15 protein-coding genes are annotated in these 17,092 nt (G+C 36.4%); 13 read left to right on the plus strand and 2 right to left on the minus strand.

Annotated features, from left to right (window positions below; genetic code table 11):
- Positions 1-255 precede the first annotated feature (255 nt).
- The 12 genes from KM885_RS10205 to KM885_RS10260 all read left to right on the plus strand — a co-directional run bounded on the left by KM885_RS10205 (position 256) and on the right by KM885_RS10260 (position 14,190).
- Positions 256-1,269: a Gfo/Idh/MocA family protein gene (locus tag KM885_RS10205; RefSeq protein ID WP_216883915.1), complete on the plus strand. Its 1,014-nt coding sequence runs from the start codon at positions 256-258 to the stop codon at positions 1,267-1,269.
- Positions 1,270-1,332: 63 nt separating this feature from the next.
- Complete coding sequence (locus KM885_RS10210; RefSeq protein ID WP_216883916.1) at positions 1,333-2,586, plus strand: ABC transporter substrate-binding protein; 1,254 nt, start codon at positions 1,333-1,335, stop codon at positions 2,584-2,586.
- Positions 2,587-2,638: 52 nt separating this feature from the next.
- Positions 2,639-3,616, plus strand: a complete 978-nt coding sequence (locus tag KM885_RS10215; RefSeq protein WP_338113676.1) for a carbohydrate ABC transporter permease — start codon at positions 2,639-2,641, stop codon at positions 3,614-3,616.
- Positions 3,613-4,443: a carbohydrate ABC transporter permease gene (locus KM885_RS10220; protein WP_338113677.1), complete on the plus strand. Its 831-nt coding sequence runs from the start codon at positions 3,613-3,615 to the stop codon at positions 4,441-4,443. The genes KM885_RS10215 and KM885_RS10220 overlap by 4 nt, the downstream gene beginning before the upstream one ends.
- 67 nt (positions 4,444-4,510) lie before the next feature.
- Positions 4,511-5,479, plus strand: a complete 969-nt coding sequence (locus tag KM885_RS10225) for a sugar phosphate isomerase/epimerase family protein (protein ID WP_216883917.1) — start codon at positions 4,511-4,513, stop codon at positions 5,477-5,479.
- Positions 5,467-6,672 (plus strand): Gfo/Idh/MocA family protein, encoded by a 1,206-nt coding sequence (locus tag KM885_RS10230; RefSeq protein ID WP_244986980.1) that lies wholly within the window; start codon positions 5,467-5,469, stop codon positions 6,670-6,672. The genes KM885_RS10225 and KM885_RS10230 overlap by 13 nt, the downstream gene beginning before the upstream one ends.
- Positions 6,673-6,808: 136 nt before the next feature.
- Complete coding sequence (xylA, locus tag KM885_RS10235) at positions 6,809-8,134, plus strand: xylose isomerase (RefSeq protein WP_216883918.1); 1,326 nt, start codon at positions 6,809-6,811, stop codon at positions 8,132-8,134.
- A 177-nt stretch (positions 8,135-8,311) separates the two neighbouring features.
- Positions 8,312-9,811: a xylulokinase gene (gene xylB / locus KM885_RS10240; protein WP_216883919.1), complete on the plus strand. Its 1,500-nt coding sequence runs from the start codon at positions 8,312-8,314 to the stop codon at positions 9,809-9,811.
- Between the two features lie 237 nt (positions 9,812-10,048).
- Entirely contained in the window at positions 10,049-10,675 is a 627-nt protein-coding gene (locus tag KM885_RS10245) for a DnaB-like helicase C-terminal domain-containing protein (RefSeq protein ID WP_216883920.1), read from the plus strand.
- Positions 10,676-11,102: 427 nt separating this feature from the next.
- Complete coding sequence (locus KM885_RS10250; RefSeq protein WP_216883921.1) at positions 11,103-12,011, plus strand: RluA family pseudouridine synthase; 909 nt, start codon at positions 11,103-11,105, stop codon at positions 12,009-12,011.
- A gap of 180 nt (positions 12,012-12,191) precedes the next feature.
- The gene (locus KM885_RS10255; RefSeq protein WP_216883922.1) at positions 12,192-13,493 is read left to right on the plus strand and encodes a DEAD/DEAH box helicase; all 1,302 of its coding nucleotides are present in this window, start codon (positions 12,192-12,194) and stop codon (positions 13,491-13,493) included.
- 76 nt (positions 13,494-13,569) lie between these two features.
- A complete protein-coding gene (locus KM885_RS10260) occupies positions 13,570-14,190 on the plus strand; it encodes a branched-chain amino acid aminotransferase (RefSeq protein ID WP_204798737.1) in 621 nt (206 codons plus the stop codon).
- Positions 14,191-14,436: 246 nt separating this feature from the next.
- Here the strand turns inward: KM885_RS10260 and KM885_RS10265 are convergent, their stop codons facing one another.
- Both KM885_RS10265 and KM885_RS10270 read right to left on the minus strand, forming a co-directional pair.
- Positions 14,437-14,601: a hypothetical protein gene (locus KM885_RS10265; RefSeq protein ID WP_167507324.1), complete on the minus strand. Its 165-nt coding sequence runs from the start codon at positions 14,599-14,601 to the stop codon at positions 14,437-14,439.
- Positions 14,602-14,883: 282 nt separating this feature from the next.
- Positions 14,884-16,311, minus strand: a complete 1,428-nt coding sequence (locus tag KM885_RS10270; protein WP_047185115.1) for an aldehyde dehydrogenase family protein — start codon at positions 16,309-16,311, stop codon at positions 14,884-14,886.
- A 414-nt stretch (positions 16,312-16,725) separates the two neighbouring features.
- On the opposite strand from KM885_RS10270, the gene KM885_RS10275 reads away from it, so the two are divergent.
- On the plus strand, positions 16,726-17,076 hold the full coding sequence (locus tag KM885_RS10275; RefSeq protein ID WP_204798738.1) for a hypothetical protein: 351 nt from the start codon (positions 16,726-16,728) through the stop codon (positions 17,074-17,076).
- The last annotated feature ends 16 nt before the right edge of the window (positions 17,077-17,092 follow it).

Consider the following 17,092-nt stretch of genomic DNA (forward strand, 5'->3'; position numbering starts at 1 on the left):
TTGCTAATTTTAAGGTATCATATATTTAGATAAAAGATAAATTTAGGTGAGATATCTGTAAAATGATTAACGTATATCATTTGAAGAAGATTCTTGGTTAGAATATGTCAAAACTGCTATTTAGAAGTTTTTGAATAATGTAAACGCAATCATTAGGCGGGTTTGATATAAGTGTAATTCTTTTGTAATCCTGTCTAATTCCTTGAAATTAGAAGGAGGTAAAGGGATTTAATAAAAATAAGGAGAGTGTAGGGGATGGAAAAAGTTAGGGTAATACAGATAGGTGTTGGTGGATTCGGACAATCATGGTTGGAAATCTTAGACACCTTTGAAGAACTTGAACTTGTGGGAGTTGTAGATGTCGTTGAAGATAATCTTGAAATTGCTAAAACAAAGCTTAATAACGAAAAAATAGCTTTCTACCAAGATCATTTACAAGCTTTTAAAGAAGTTAGTGCTGATGCAGTTGTCATTATAACTCCCCCACAAACACATAAAAGTCTGGCATTAGATGCACTAGAAGCAGGATTATATGTCTTTATGGAAAAACCTATTACCCAGAATTTTGAAGAGGCTATTAAACTATTTCATGAATCACAGAAGTATGAAAAATATATTATGATTAGCCAAAACTATCGTTGGAGACCTGAAATTGAAGCAGTAAGACAGTGTGTACAAAGTGGAGAAATCGGGATTGTGGAGTATGGAGAATGGAACTTTCGAAGAGCAACAAGGTTTGGTGGATGGCGTGATAAATATAGCGAAATTTTAATTGAAGATATGAGTATTCATCATTTCGATATGCTTAGATACATTTTAGGTAAAGAGGCTAAAACTATTTACGCTAAAAGTTTGCGTCCATCTTGGAGCTGGTTTGATGGTAATGCTGTAGCAAGCGCCACTATTAGTTTTGAAGATGATATATTAATTAATTACTTCGGTAGTTGGGTTAGTCGAGGTAAAGAAACATCTTGGAATGGGGAAGTTAAGTTAGTTGGTAGTAAAGGGACTATCGAATTGATTGACGATCTACCTATCCTAACATTGGAAGATGGGACAACTAGACAACTACCACTTGTTCAATTGCCGTATGAAGATCGAGTTTTTTCCATCTATGAAATGGTACGAGCAATTAAAGAAAATAGAAAACCAATTACCCATATTGGGGATAATATAAAAAGCTTTGCAATAGTTGGTGGGGCCTTGAAATCCATACAACAAGGGAAGGAGGTACCAATAACAATTCAACTACAATCTATCCAAAATTAATTAAATACTTTAAAGGATGAACAAGGGCAATTGCAAGATATTAAAGTAGAGGGAGGTAGGAAAATGAAAGAAAAAATGTATTGGGGAGTTATTAGTTTTATTTTAATCTCATTATTCTTAGTTGGTTGTAGTAGTGGTAGTGAGACAAGTGGTAGTGGTGATGAATCTGATGGTGTTGTTACTCTAGAAGTTTGGGATTACAACAGTCCGGATTCCCCCTCTGAAGATCAATTACTGGGTTTGTTAGAACAATATGAAGAAAGTAATGAGAATGTTAAATTTAAAAGAACTTACATTCCTTTTGGTGATTTAAAAACCAAATTACTTCAAGGAGTAGCAGGGAATGAACTTCCAGACATTGTTTTAATTGATAATCCCGACCATCAATCATTTGCTGAAGCTGGTGTATTTGCAGATATTACCGATGAGGTAAATGAATGGGGGGAAGCAGACCTATATTATGAAGGCCCTATGGCTTCTGTAATGTTAGATGGAAAGTATTATGGGATACCGAATGATAGTAACGCGTTAGCACTTTATTATAATAAAGATTTGTTTAATGAAGCTGGTATAGATAATCCGCCAAAAACATGGGATGAACTGAGGGAAGTGGCTAAGGAATTAACAACTTCTGAAACGAAGGGGTTAGCAATTGCTGGTGCAAAAATAGAGGAAGCTACCTTCCAGTTCCTACCTTACTTATGGCAATCAGGTGCAGACTTAGACAACTTTGATAGCCCCGAGGCAATTTCTGCAATGAAGTTAATACAAGACATGGTTAACGACGGTTCTATCTCAGAAAATGTTATCAACATGGATCAAAATGATGCATTGGTACAGTTTCAAACTGGAAAGGCTGCAATGATGGTTAATGGACCTTGGCAACTACCTAGGTTAAGAGAAGAATCTGCAGATTTAAACTTTGAAGTTGCTTTAATGCCGGAAGGTAAGCAGGCTGCATCTATTCTTGGTGGTGAAAACTGGGCAATAACATCGACAACGGAAAATAAGGATGAGGCTTGGGAGTTCTTAAAATGGACACAACAACCAGACGTTATGGGGCCATTACATGAACTTGGAGGACAGTTACCTAATCGTTCAGATGTAGCCGAAGATGAGCAGTATGAGTGGAATGAAGATAAACAAATGCAAGTGTTTGTTCAGCAAATACAAACTGCAAAGCCAAGGGCTTATGGATCTAATTATCCAGAAATATCAACAATCGTTCAGGAAGCAATTCAACGAGCATTAACAGATGAGGACGTAGAAACAGTTATGAAAGAATCAGCAGAGAAAATTAATCCATTATTACCTTAATAATATTTTAAGTGGGGAACTAGCTTCCCCTATTTATCAAGGAGGAGTAGTAGTGGAGGCAAATGCTAAGGTTATTACTAAAGACAATTCAGAATCTAAAAGAAACCTAAATCTAAAAAATGCCCCAAATCCAAAGAAGGAGAAGTCATCTTTGATAAGAAATAATGCTTCCAAGTATATTTTTATTCTGCCAGCGTTTCTTTTTGTATTGTTTTTTATGTTGTATCCAATCTTCTATAATATAGTAATTAGTTTTCAGGATGTATCTATCGCAAATCTGAGAGGGGAAAAACCATTTGTAGGGTTAGCGAACTATGTAGAGGTGTTTCAAAGTGAGAAGTTTCTAATTTCCCTAAAAAATACGACAATCTATACTGTTTCCAGTATTGTTTTTCAATTAGGGATTGGCTTTTTACTTGCACTTTTCTTTAATCAAAAGTTTCCGCTTAGAAATTTCTTTCGTTCCATTATGTTATTAGCGTGGTTGACCCCACTTGTTATTACAGGGAACTTATTTAAATGGTTATACGATGTAGACTATGGTGTCATTAATTATATACTTGTTCAAATAGGTATTTTGAGTGAACCTATTAACTGGTTAGGGCAACAAAGTACAGCACTTATAGCTATTATTATAACAAACATTTGGATTGGTATACCATTCAACATGATTTTACTTTTATCAGCATTGCAAGCGCTTCCGACTGATGTATATGAAGCTGCAAAAATTGATGGAGCAAATAAATTCCAGTCTTTCTTTAAAATAACAGTTCCTTTATTGAGACCAGCTGTATTAGTTATTTTAATATTAGGAATAATATATACATTTAAGGTCTTTGATATTATTTTAATCATGACTGGTGGTGGACCAGTTAATGCGACACAGGTATTACCATTCTATGGTTATGAACTTGCTTTTATTAACTTCGACTTTGGATTAAGTGGAGCTGTTGCAACAATAATATTAGTCATTTTACTGTGCATTTCACTAATTTATCTCTATATGGTTCGGAAGGAGGAATCCATGTGAGACAGTATAGTATAAAACAATATGGGTTGTTTCTTATCGCTGTAATTATTACCGGAATCTTCTTGTTTCCTATTTATTGGATGATTACAACATCTATTAAGCCAACTGTTGATGTATTTTCAACTCCTCCGATGATTATTCCTGAGAATATTCAATTTGATGCCTATATAAAGAATTTAATTGAAGACCAAAGTATTTTAATGTACCTTAAAAATTCTTTAATTATTGCTGTAGGTACCTCGTTACTTACACTTATATTAGCTTTACCAGCAGCATATGCCATGGCAAGATTTAAGTTAAAAGGAAGTGGTGTATTTTTACTAATATTACTAGTAACTCAAATGGTTCCAGGAATTTTAATGGCGATGCCACTATTTATCTTTTTTAGTAATATCAACTTATTAAATAGTTACCCAGCAATGATTATTGGAAATACAACACTTGCTTTACCATTTGCAATATTAATCATGCGGCCTTTCTTTTTATCAATACCTAGAGGATTAGAAGAAGCAGCGGTAATTGATGGTTGTAACCGTTTTACAGCTTTTATTAAGGTGGTTCTACCATTAACGAAGCCAACGTTATTAACAGTTGGTACTTTCAGTTTTCTGTTTTCGTGGGGCGATTTAATCTTTGCTTTAACTCTTACAACCGATGAAAGTATCCGTCCTTTAACTATGGGAATTACTAAGTTCATTGGACAATATGGAACAGAGTGGGATAGTCTTATGGCTGTTTCAACTATAGCTGCTGCACCTATTATTCTGGCATTTATATTCCTACAAAAATATATTGTAAGTGGAATTACATCTGGATCTGAGAAATAAAGACAGCTATTAAGTTTAGTTTCAATTAGCAATTAATTTTTCTATAAATTATTAAGGGGTGGATCACATGAAATTAGGAGTATTTGCAGTTTTATTTTCGGATAAGTCATTAGAGGAAGCATTGGATTACATTAAAGAACAAGGTTTGGAAATGGTAGAAGTTGGAACAGGTGGATTTGTAGGGGATGCGCACTGTAACCCCAGTGAATTATTAGCAGATGGAGCTAAACTAGATAAATTTAAAGAAGCATTTGTATCACGTGGACTTGAAATTAGTGCACTTAGCTGCCATGGTAATCCTTTACATCCGAATAAAAATATTGCAGAAAAGGATCATCAAAGATTTCAAGACACAGTTCTTCTTGCATCTAAACTAGGTGTAGAGCATGTTGTAAATTTTTCAGGTTGCCCAGGGGAGTCAGAATTTTCCTTAAATCCTGTTTGGGTTACCTGTACATGGCCGAATGACTTTTCTGAGGTATCTGAATGGCAATGGAATGAAAAGGTAATTCCTTATTGGAAAGAACAGAATGAATTTTTAAAAGAAAATAATGTAAAAGTTGCTATTGAACCTCATCCGGGTTTTGTAGTTTATAATACAGAAACTTTATTACGTCTTAGAAAAGAATGCGGTCAGCAAATTGGTGCAAACTTTGACCCGAGTCATTATTTCTGGCAAGGAATGGATCCGGTTGCTTGCATCAAGGAATTAGGCAATGCAAATGCTTTATACCATTTTCATGCAAAGGACACGAAAGTTGATCCGCAAAACGGTGGGTTGAATGGAGTTCTGGATGTAAAAAGTTATCGTGAAATTGCTAAGCGTTCATGGGTGTTTCGAACTGTTGGTTATGGTCATGGAGAAGATACTTGGAGAGACATTATTAGTGCACTTCAACTCGTTGGCTATGAAGGAGCAATAAGTATAGAACATGAAGATGGATTAATGAGTGTAGAAGAGGGTTTTACAAAAGCGGTATCATTTCTAAAAGATAAACTAATTAAGGAAGGTGCTACTAAATTATGGTGGGCGTAAACAAAAAACAAGTTAGAATCGGGATGGTTGGTTATAAGTTTATGGGAAAAGTCCACTCCCATGCCTACCGAGATGTCTCCTTCTTTTTTGAGACAAATGTTGAGCCAGTTATGCAAGCGTTATGTGGAAGAGACGAAAAAGGAGTAAAAGAAGCAGCAGCTAAAATGGGGTGGATGAGCTATGAAACAGATTGGCGACATCTGATTCAACGAGAGGATATTGATTTAATTGATATTGTAACACCTAACAATAGTCATGCTGAAATTGCTATAGCGGCTGCAGAAGCGGGAAAACATGTGTACTGTGAAAAACCTATTGCAATGACATTGGATCAAGCAAGAAGAATGTTAGAGGCTGTTGAAAAAAATAATGTTATTCATATGGTTAATTATAATTATCGTTTTTCTCCTGCTGTTCAGTATGCTAAAAAGTTAATAGAAAGTGGTAGGTTGGGTAAAATCTACCATATACGAGCACAGTATTTACAAGACTTTATTATGGATGCAGAGTTCCCACTTGTTTGGAGATTGAATAAAAGTGTAAGTGGATCAGGAGCACTAGGTGATTTAGCAGCTCATAGCATTGACTTAGCTAGATTTCTAGTTGGAGAATTCAAAGAAGTAACTGGTATTATGGAAACATTTATTAAGCATCGTCCATCAGAAGCAGGTAGTTCAGGATTAACTGGACAAGCATCATCTACATCTACTCAATATAGGGAAGTGGATGTAGATGATGCAAGTATATTTATTGCTCGCTTTGAAAATGGGGCTGTTGGTACTTTTGAAGCTACACGCTTTGCGGGAGGAAATAGAAATGGAAATCGTTTCGAAATTAATGGCGAAAAAGGCTCTATTCGTTGGGATCTTGAGAATATGAATAATTTAGAAGTTTATTTTCATGAGGATGAGCCTGGTCTTCAGGGTTTTAGATTAATTAATTGCACGGAAGATGAGCATCCATATGCAAGTGCCTATTGGCCTTCAGCACATATAATTGGTTATGAACATACGTTTATCAATTTATTGGTAGAATTACTAAATGGTGTAGATAAAGGTTTTAGTCCAAGCCCAAATTTTATTGATGGCGTATATAATCAAGCAGTTTTACAGGCAGTTGAACAATCTTCAACCTCTAAACAATGGATTTCTATTTCTGGAATAATGAATGAAAACACGGTGACTGAAGGATAAATATAAAATTCGGAAACATCTAATCTCGCTTAGTATGGGAATCTAATCAATTTAATAAGTTAGAAAATACTTATCTCATCGGGCTCTAGCTCGGTAAATACCGAGGTATTATATAAACATTGAGGAGGCTATTAACATGACCTATTTCAACAACGTCACGAACATCAAGTATGAAGGTGTTAATTCAAATAATCCATTTGCATTTAAATTTTATAATCCAGAAGAGATAATAAACGGTAAAACTATGGAGGAAATACTACGTTTTGGTGTTTCTTACTGGCATACCTTCACAGAAGATTTATCAGATCCTTTTGGAGATGGTACAGCTATTCGCCCTTGGGATAAATATCAAGGAATGGACCGTGCAAAAGCACGTGTGGAAGCAGCATTTGAATTTTTTGAGAAACTAAGTGTTCCATATTTTTGTTTTCATGATGTAGATATTGCACCAGAAGGAGATACATTAAAAGAAACCAATAAAAATCTAGATGTCATTGTTGATATGATAAAAGATTACATGAAAGATAGTAAAACAAAATTACTTTGGAATACGGTAAATAACTTTAGTCACCCACGTTTTGTTCATGGTGCGGGTTCTTCAAACAATGCAGATGTATTTGTATATGCCGCAGCTAAGGTGAAAAAAGGACTTGAAGTTGGTAAGGAGCTAGGCGCTGAAAACTATGTATTCTGGGGAGGACGTGAAGGATATGAAACTTTATTAAACACTGATATGAAACTAGAAATGGATAACCTAGGGCGCTTCTTCCATATGGCAAATGACTATGCAAAAGAAATTGGTTTTGATGCTCAATTCCTAATTGAACCAAAACCAAAAGAGCCTACATCCCATCAATATGATTTCGATGTTGCAAGTGGTTATGCATTTTTACAACATTATGAATTAGAAGATGTTTTCAAATTTAATATAGAGGCGAACCATGCAACTCTAGCTGGTCATACTTTTGAACACGAGTTACATTATGCACGCATTCATAATATGTTAGGATCCGTGGATGCGAATCAAGGACACCCACTATTAGGTTGGGATACCGATGAATTCCCAACAGACCTTCATAGTACTGTTTTATCTATGTATGAAATCTTAAAAAATGGTGGTTTAGGTCGTGGGGGGTTGAATTTTGATGCGAAAGTTCGCCGTGGTTCTTTTACACCAGAAGATTTATTCTCTGCACATATCGCTGGAATGGATAGTTTTGCGGTTGGATTAAAAGTAGCACAACGTTTAATTGATGACAAAGTACTTGAAAAGGTGATTGAAGAACGCTACAAATCTTTCAATGAAGGCATTGGACTTGATATAGTTGAAGGAAATATAGACTTTCACAGACTAGAAGAACATGCCTTAGGTTTAAAAGAAATCAAGAATGAATCGGGTAAACTTGAACAAATTAAAGCGACTATTAATCAATATTTATTAACTACTTTCACTAGTGAGTAATATTTAAAAAGAATATTCCTTATCGATAAGAAGAAAAGACGAAGACCTTCCGATTAAGCGCCTTCGTCTTTCTTCTAGGTTCTTTTCGTGAATTTTTGTATTTCGGGGATTATTAGTTTTGTAGAAAACAGTGTAACTTTAATATGTATGATTAATTAATATGTGGGAGAGTTTCAGATGAAATATGTTATTGGAGTAGATTTAGGGACAAGTTCCGTTAAAATTATATTAGTCAACCAGCTAGGAGAAGTTACTCAGGAAGTATCGAAGTTCTATCCACTTATCCAAGAAAAGGTTGGATACAGTGAACAAAAACCAGATGATTGGGTTGAACAAACTATTGCCGGATTATCAGAACTACTCAAGAATTTTAAAGGAAATCCGGAAGATATTGAAGGACTTAGCTTTTCTGGACAGATGCACGGTTTGGTATTGCTGGGTGAGAATGATGAAGTGTTAAGAAACGCCATTCTTTGGAATGATACACGTACAACCAAAGAATGTGAAGAGATTAATGAACAAGTAGGCAAAGAACGATTGCTAAATATTACGAAAAATATTGCCTTAGAAGGGTTTACCTTACCTAAGATTCTTTGGGTGAAAAATCACGAATTAGAAATTTTCACCAAAGCCAAGTCATTTGTATTACCGAAAGATTATGTTCGATTGAAATTAACAGGTCATCTCCATATGGAATATTCTGATGCAGCAGGTACACTTCTTTTAGATATTGCTGATAAAGCATGGAGTAAAGAAATTTGTGAATTATTGGATATAGATCCGGAAATTTGCCCACCACTTGTTGATTCGTATGATAAGGTAGGGAGCATTAAAGCAGAAATTGCCGAGGCTACTGGATTGAGTGTATCAACCAAAGTATTTGCAGGTGGAGCAGATAACGCATGTGGTGCAATTGGAACGGGAATTTTAGAAGAAGGGAAGACATTAGTAAGTACCGGAACATCTGGTGTAGTTTTATCCTATGAAGGAAATGGTGACAAGGAATTTGAAGGAAAAGTTCATTACTTCAACCATGCTGTACCAAAAGCATTTTACACGATGGGAGTAACCTTGGCTGCGGGCTATAGCCTTTCCTGGTTTAAAAATATATTTGCAAAAGAGATCAACTTTGATGAATTACTAGCTGATGTGGACTCGGTACCAGTAGGTTCAAATGGACTCATATTTACCCCATATATTGTTGGGGAGAGAACACCGCATATGGATGCAAGTATTCGTGGAAGCTTCCTTGGAATGGATGCTTCTCATGATATAAAACAATTTGCTCGGGCTGTACTAGAGGGTATCACGTTTTCTTTAAATGAGTCTGTAGAAATCCTCCGTGAAAATGGAAAAGACATTGATACTATTGTGTCTATTGGTGGAGGAGCGAAGAATGAATCCTGGTTGCAAATTCAAGCAGATATTTTTAATGCAAATATCTTGAAAATGAAAAGTGAGGAAGGACCAGCTATGGGTGCAGCTATGTTAGCAGCATATGGTTGTGGCTGGTTTAACTCACTTAAAGAATGTGCGAATGAATTCTTAAAAGTTGATAAAGTTTATCAGCCCATACCAGAAAATGTAGTGAAATACAAAGGACTATTTGCTATTTATAAAAAGGTTTATAGTAGTACTAGGGAATTGAATCAACAACTAATAGATTATCGTAAGTAGACTATTAATTGGATTTTGGTGTAATTGTAATTCCATAAGAGTAAAATTTTACCAATTGGCTTCTGTTTTAGAATTAAAAAATGGGGACTTGGTCTAAAGTGACCTTGTTCCTATTTTTTTCACATAAAATTACTAAAAAAATAAGCGTTATTTCTTCTTCTGTTGCTTGATGGATGGCTATATTTCCTTCAAACTTTGTCTCCTTTACCTTAGGTATGGGGACTTTCTGTCGTCCCCGTGATTAGATTGGAAATGGGAACGAAGCAACTCCTGGAGCGTATGATTTCTGCTGAAGGGCTGATGGACGGGAGAAAATGGCGAAACCTACTATTTTCAGAGGAGGATTATGAAAAAGCATTTCGGGCTATCGGTACGATTGCATCGTGGGATTTAGCCATTTTTGATACGAAGCGTACCCTTTCCCAGATCTGTGCAACGATTCGGAATACCGTTCAACAAGATCCAAGCAGCAATCCCCTCATCATCATCGATTATTTGCAACTCATCACCCCAATTACCATCCGAAAAGAACGGCGAGATTTAGAAATTGGTGAGATTACGAGGGAATTAAAACTTCTTGCTATGGAATTAAAAGTACCAATTGTTCTCCTGTCCCAGCTTTCTCGAGGTGTCGAATCGGGAAACATTGAACAAGATGCAGATGTCATCGCTTTTCTTTACAGGGAGGATTATTATAATCGAAAGGCGGAAAGTCCTACGCTGACAGAGGTTATTATTTCGAAGCATCGAAATGGACCGACGGGAACGGTGGAGATGGAGTTTTGGAAGGAGTATGGGAGGTTTGGGGATGTGGAGGAAGGAAAGAGGGAAAATTGGGGTCCCAGTTTTAAAGTGATCAACTAAGAGTTCCAAAAGCTTATTAAAAAAATAGATGGAATCATTTTTTTCAAGATTGCTTGGCTGAATTATGTATGTACGTTCAATTGAGGAAGATGAGGGTAGTAACATGTTGGTATAGTATCCGTTTCTATCACACCTCAAAGTTCCTATTTTATCTTGATTATAAGTTTGATTAACTTAATTATAACCCTTTATAATTTTAATAAAATAAGTTCTTTAGTAAATATATCCAAACTCGAAGTGAAGTTCCAGAAAGCTGGACTCTGGGAGCTTTCCCCATGGGATGAAAATGGAGCATATGAGACGACTATAAGCGTTAATTTTATTCAATCTAAGGTTCTATTTTTATTCCCATTTGCATTTCCAGCCCACACCTACTAATCTTAAAGATACATCCATCATAATTTCACTATTTTAAGGAGCATGCAGCATGTCTAAAAAAAGATCCAACTATCGAAAAGATGCCAAAAATATAATCATTGAGGTAAAAGAACCCGATGAATTATTATCCTTTTTATTAAAGGTAATGTCTAATCGAAGTAGAAATTCAGTAAAGTCCATCTTGGCTAGAGGTCAAGTAACGATTGATGATCATATCGAAAAACGGTTTAATTACCAATTAAAACCCGGTCAAACGGTCACGATTTTAAAAAATAAAGCAGCAGTAAAGCAAAATGTGTTAATTGGAATGCAGATTCTTTATGAAGACGAGGATATTATTGTCATTAACAAGGAAGCTGGATTATTATCGATTGCGACGGAAAAAGAAAAACAGCAGACGGCATTGCATCAATTAATGAAATATGTGAAGAGGGAAGACCCTGAAAATAGAGTTTTTGTCGTGCACCGCTTAGATAAAGACACATCAGGTGTGATGATGTTTGCAAAGAGTGAGCATGTGAAAAGGAAACTACAGGATAATTGGGCAAAGGCCGTTAAAGAGCGGACATACGTGGCTTTAGTTGAAGGTAGGTTTACAGAGAAGGAAGGCTATATCACGTCCTGGCTAAGAGAAACGAAAACACATCTTATGTATTCCAGTCAAACGCCTAATGATGGTTTACTTGCTAAAACACGCTATACGTTCATTCAGGGTAATGCAGATTTTTCTTTATTAGAATTGAATCTTGAAACTGGTAGAAAAAATCAAATTCGAGTCCATATGCAAGATCTTGGGCATCCGGTTGTTGGTGACAAAAAATATGGATCTAAGGAGAGGAATGTAATTGGCAGACTCGGTTTACATGCGAAGACCCTAACCTTCCAACACCCAACAACAAATAAAATTTTAACATTTAAAGCTGATGTGCCAGCATCTTTTTTAAGTAAGTCTAAATAAACGATTAGCGGGGGAACAGTTTATCTGTTTCCCTTTAACTTTTTGGGGTCACATTCAAGAAAAAAGGAAATACAACATAATAATCCCAACCACTCCGTAAATACTAATCAATATGCTATAGTTAAAAAGCCTTGGAACAAAAATAAAGGCATTACTATAAGAAAAGAGACGTGATTAGCCATGCCTGATTTTTTACAACTAGGTATTCGAAAAGAGATAAACCATACATTAAAGTCATTAGGAATAGAAGCTCCTACCTCCATCCAGGAACGGACGATTCCATCCGTACTGGAGGGGAAGGATGTTATTGCAAAAGCACAAACGGGAACAGGAAAGACGTTGGCTTTTGTTCTTCCTATGATTGAAAAGATTGATGTGCACAAGTCGGATGTTCAAGCACTTATTTTAACCCCAACAAGAGAATTGGCTCAGCAAATTTCAAAAGAGATAAAAAGAATGGTTGAGAACGTAGAAGGCATACATACGTTAGCTGTGTATGGTGGTCAAGATGTGGAGCGTCAATTAAAAAAGTTAAAAGGGGACAGGCATATTGTCGTTGCAACTCCTGGTCGGTTATTAGATCATATTCGCCGTGAAAGCCTTGATCTTTCAACGGTTCAGATGCTTGTGTTAGATGAAGCTGACCAAATGTTACAGATGGGTTTTCTTCCAGAGGTAGATGACATCATCCATGAAACACTTTCTACCAGACAAACCATGTTATTCTCTGCGACTATCCCAAAAGAAATTAAATCTCTTGCCAAAAAATATATGAACGAGCCAGAATTCATTGAAGTAAAAGCAAAAAAGGTAACGGTTGAAGAAATTAAACAAGTTGTGATTGAAACAACGGATCGGAGAAAACAAGAAACTATATTCCATTTAATCGAAGAACATCGACCGTTTTTAGCGATCATATTTTGCCGAACAAAAATTCGTGTCAGAAAACTTCACGAAGCTTTGATTGCCAATGGGTACAATTCAGACGAGTTGCACGGTGATTTATCCCAGTCTAAACGCGAAAAAGCGATGAAACGTTTTCGTGAGGCGAAAACTCAAGTCCTAGTTGCAACAGACGTTGCTGCAAGGGGACTGGATGTCGAAGGAGTGACACATGTTTACAACTATGATATTCCCCATGATGTGGAAAGTTATGTTCACCGAATTGGACGTACTGGCCGTGCAGGTGGCGATGGGGTTGCCTTTACCTTAATGGCTCCTAAGGATTTAGAGTTCCTACGTTTGATTGAAAAAGGGATTCATCAAAGATTGGAAATACAAGTGATTAAAGGAGTCAGTATCCCTGATCGTGAGGATTATCAAAGAATAAGCAACGAACAATTAAAAAAAGCAAAACCCTCTGATGGTGGTAGAAGAGACGGAAAGAATACTGCCACGCGTTCTTCCAATAGAAGACCTAATAAGAATCGACAAAAAGGCAATTCAGGTACTACAATAAGAGGTGGAAAACGTACACGCTAAAGCATACGAAATGGATTTGCTTAATCCAAAATGCACTAAAGTATTACTGTACAATCAAATACAGGAGGATTTACCAATGTTACATAAACGAATGAAACAATACATTTCATCATTGATGAGTGAAGAGCAACAAGCTACACCTTCGTTTGAAATTTATCAAGAAGAAAAAGAGTATATGGAGGAACATGAATTAATTTCAAATGACGTTACATTAATAGAAAAAGATCCTACGACACGTTTCCAAGATGCTTATATTGAAAAATGTGATAAAAATACAGAAGAAACTCTCTCTGAAGAATCATTCGCTTTTTTAGAACAGCCGATCGACTACCTTCAAAAACACAAGAATGAATTTTTATACTTAGAATCTAAATGGTTGGAAATCATCGGCGTCGATGCCATCACATTGGAATTGAGTGATCTATTTGGAACATACGACGTCATGGTAGGATTGCAGCTGCAGAAAAAGTTTGAGATATCCCTTAAAGAAAACTTAAGGAAAGAATTACATGGAGATGAAGCAAGATTTGAATTGATTTTTAATCAAACGGATGGCTTGTTTGATTTGAATTTTGCCTTGAATTATGTGAATGGGTTTAAAGAAGAGATGTCATTAGAGGAAGCTTTTCGGTTAATTTATCGCTTTCTATTTAAACTAGTTGAGAGAATGGAAGAAAGAAGCAAAGACATGAATTAACTGTTATATCGCATTTCCTTCTCTACAAAAAAAGGATAAAAATTAGCGTACCTACTAAAATGTATTTTATTAGAAAAAGGGTCTGAGCCCAGATCCATTTGGTCAAGGGAAAACTAGTTAGGTAGGATTACATTCTGCCGCGAAAGAAATTAAGGATCATTAAATGACTTATTAAGTACAACAGCAACAGTGAGGACAGGTAACTCATCCCAGTTGAATGGGGTAGGTACCTGTCCTTGTTCCTAATCACTTTTCTATCGTATCGTTTTTCTTTCTTGGTTGATTGGTATCCGGGACCTCTAGTTGTTGTAGCTGATAATCGTACTCGATCGTTCCACCACCAAGACCTTCATTAATCATTCGGTCGACCTCAAGCATATAGTCCATGTCTTTATCATTTTCAATATACATATCCACCATCTCCTTTGATTTCAATATATGAAACTTTCTCATTTTCGTCCTAGATGCCATATCAAAGGATAAGCAGAAGCCTTTTTGGGTATTCAGTTTCTGAAGTGAGTTAAACTCAATTGTATTTTTTGTTACGGCAGTTGGAACAGCCATTCTATTCTTGGCTAAAACTGATTAGAAGATAGCATGATTTGTGGAACTAGATAAGGATATTCCAAAAGGGAAGGCCACCACTATCAGTTATCACTGATAGTAGGTGGCCCCTTACATGGTTTCGATTCTCTAAGAAGGCATGCCAACTACTGATTTAATTTCTAAATATTCTTCTATACCAAATGCTCCCCACTCACGCCCGATTCCAGATTGTTTATAACCTCCAAAACAAGCTGCGAAGTCAAAAGGAGCACCATTGACATTAATAAGACCCGCCCGGATTGAAGTTGCGACTTTCCGCACTTTTTCTTTGTCCTCACCAACGACATATCCGGCTAATCCATATACCGTATCATTAGCAATTTCAATCGCTTCATCAAGATCGTCATAAGTTAAGATGGACATGACTGGTCCAAAGATTTCTTCTTGGGCGATAACCATATCGTTTTTCACATTGGTAAAGACGGTTGGTTTGACATAGTATCCTTTTTCCAATCCTTCTGGTTTACCAGTACCGCCAATTAGGAGTGTTGCACCTTCTTCTATTCCTTTCTTTATATAACCTTGTACACGATTGTATTGTTTCTCGGAAACGAGTGGTCCAAAGAAATTAGTAGCATTCTGTGGATCACCAAATGGAAAATTAGGTAGGACTTCCTTTACTGCATCGGTGAATTCATTTATCTTTGACTTTGGAACGAGTGTACGTGTTGCTGCTGAACATACTTGACCGGAGTTTAAGACAACATTCGTAACCGCAATTTTTGCTGCTTTTTTCATGTCGACGTCATCAAGTATGATAAGTGGTGATTTCCCTCCAAGTTCGAGCGCCACTTTTTTAATATTTTTTGCGGCATTTTCAGTGATCTTTTGACCAACTGGACCGGATCCGGTAAAAGATACAAAGTCAATATCAGGATGAGAACTGATCCCATTTCCGACGACTTCACCTGTACCATTTACAAGGTTAAAGACACCTTTTGGTAAACCAACCGCTTGAAAGATCTCAGCGAGTATAATTGCTGCAAATGGTGTAAGTTCTGATGGTTTTAACACGACTGTACTTCCGGCAGCAAAAGCACTAGCAAGCTTCGTTGATGGCTGGTTCGTTGGAAAGTTCCAAGGAGTAATTAGTCCACTTACACCAATTGGTTCTTTTCGAATGACCGTATTCCCACGTCTCTCGGTGAATTCAAAGCTTTCTAGCTCTTTTGCAGCTTGTCGGAAATGGGATAACCCCAAGACGTAATGCGTATTTTCACTTATGGAAATAGGGGCTCCCAATTCTTCCGTAATGACTTCCACGATATCGTTTTTGCGGTTCTCATATTCATCGGCAATCCGATTTAATAGGTCAATGCGTTCTTCCTTTGTTGTCTGAGAAAATGATGGGAAGGCTGCGCGGGCTGCAGCAACAGCTTTATCTAAATCTTCTTTTGTTCCATCACTAATTTGACCGATTACTTCTTCTGTTGCCGGGTTGATGACATCAACCGTCTTTGTACCGGTAGACTCCACCCATTCACCATTAATAAAATGTTTTAAAAATTTACGCATGCTAGATACCCCTTTTCATAAAATTGATTTAGACTGTTTCATTTTGTTAGGTGTTTTTCAACATCTATAACTAAAGAAAGAGTCCTGCGTTTTTTATAAAAACAGAATCCTCCGAGTGTATGAACCATGTAGTTATTAATGATTCTATTCTAGTAGTAAGGCAAGTATTCCTATGAAACTCATAAGGCCGGAATAGCTTAACGGAAAATGAAAGTAAGTTTGAAGCTACCTTACTAGTCTTTCATCTGTCTTCAAAAGAATCTATTGTAACGCAAGTTCGTTTGGGGATATCGGTTAATCCCAAATCAGGAATGAGAATCGTTCAGCTCCTACATTTTATAGTAGCTCCAGGTTCTCCATGTTGTTTCAATTGCAAAGAAATTGGTTAGTATGATCATAAAGGGAGGTTTTCATATGGGTTCAATCTCAGTACTAGGTGCAATCGTTATCCTTACTGGGTGGTTTGCGCTTATTGAATACGATCAATTTCCTGAAACTAAACGTACAGAGATTTTAGAACGAATTAAAGGAAGTCCCGTCGCTATCATTGTAATCGCCTTAATGCCTGTTGGGATCCTCATCAATATGTTAGGAAACTTTTTCGGCTCTCTTTGGATGGTCATCATCGGGGCAACCATGATATTTATACAAAGTATCATCGTTTCCCTTTTATTCTGGAGGCGAAAACGTTGGAAAAGTATTGTGCTACTTATTACGATGATTTTACTAGGAATTATCCTCTATATGCCATTCTTCATTAAATAGCTAAGGTTGTTTTTCA

Origin of the sequence: Oceanobacillus caeni (assembly GCF_019037185.1) — a bacterium.
GTDB classification, from domain to species: Bacteria; Bacillota; Bacilli; order Bacillales; family Amphibacillaceae; genus Oceanobacillus; species Oceanobacillus caeni.

Bases quoted from the DNA above. Each gene is read 5' to 3' on its own strand.
- KM885_RS10230 (WP_244986980.1), top strand. From the start codon at position 5,467: ATGGTGGGCGTAAACAAAAAACAAGTTAGAATCGGGATGGTTGGTTAT.
- xylA (WP_216883918.1), top strand. From the start codon at position 6,809: ATGACCTATTTCAACAACGTCACGAACATCAAGTATGAAGGTGTTAAT.
- KM885_RS10260 (WP_204798737.1), top strand. From the start codon at position 13,570: ATGTTACATAAACGAATGAAACAATACATTTCATCATTGATGAGTGAA.
- KM885_RS10210 (WP_216883916.1), top strand. From the start codon at position 1,333: ATGAAAGAAAAAATGTATTGGGGAGTTATTAGTTTTATTTTAATCTCA.
- KM885_RS10225 (WP_216883917.1), top strand. From the start codon at position 4,511: ATGAAATTAGGAGTATTTGCAGTTTTATTTTCGGATAAGTCATTAGAG.
- KM885_RS10205 (WP_216883915.1), top strand. From the start codon at position 256: ATGGAAAAAGTTAGGGTAATACAGATAGGTGTTGGTGGATTCGGACAA.
- KM885_RS10265 (WP_167507324.1), bottom strand. From the start codon at position 14,601: ATGTATATTGAAAATGATAAAGACATGGACTATATGCTTGAGGTCGAC.
- xylB (WP_216883919.1), top strand. From the start codon at position 8,312: ATGAAATATGTTATTGGAGTAGATTTAGGGACAAGTTCCGTTAAAATT.
- KM885_RS10270 (WP_047185115.1), bottom strand. From the start codon at position 16,311: ATGCGTAAATTTTTAAAACATTTTATTAATGGTGAATGGGTGGAGTCT.
- KM885_RS10250 (WP_216883921.1), top strand. From the start codon at position 11,103: ATGTCTAAAAAAAGATCCAACTATCGAAAAGATGCCAAAAATATAATC.
- KM885_RS10275 (WP_204798738.1), top strand. From the start codon at position 16,726: ATGGGTTCAATCTCAGTACTAGGTGCAATCGTTATCCTTACTGGGTGG.
- KM885_RS10255 (WP_216883922.1), top strand. From the start codon at position 12,192: ATGCCTGATTTTTTACAACTAGGTATTCGAAAAGAGATAAACCATACA.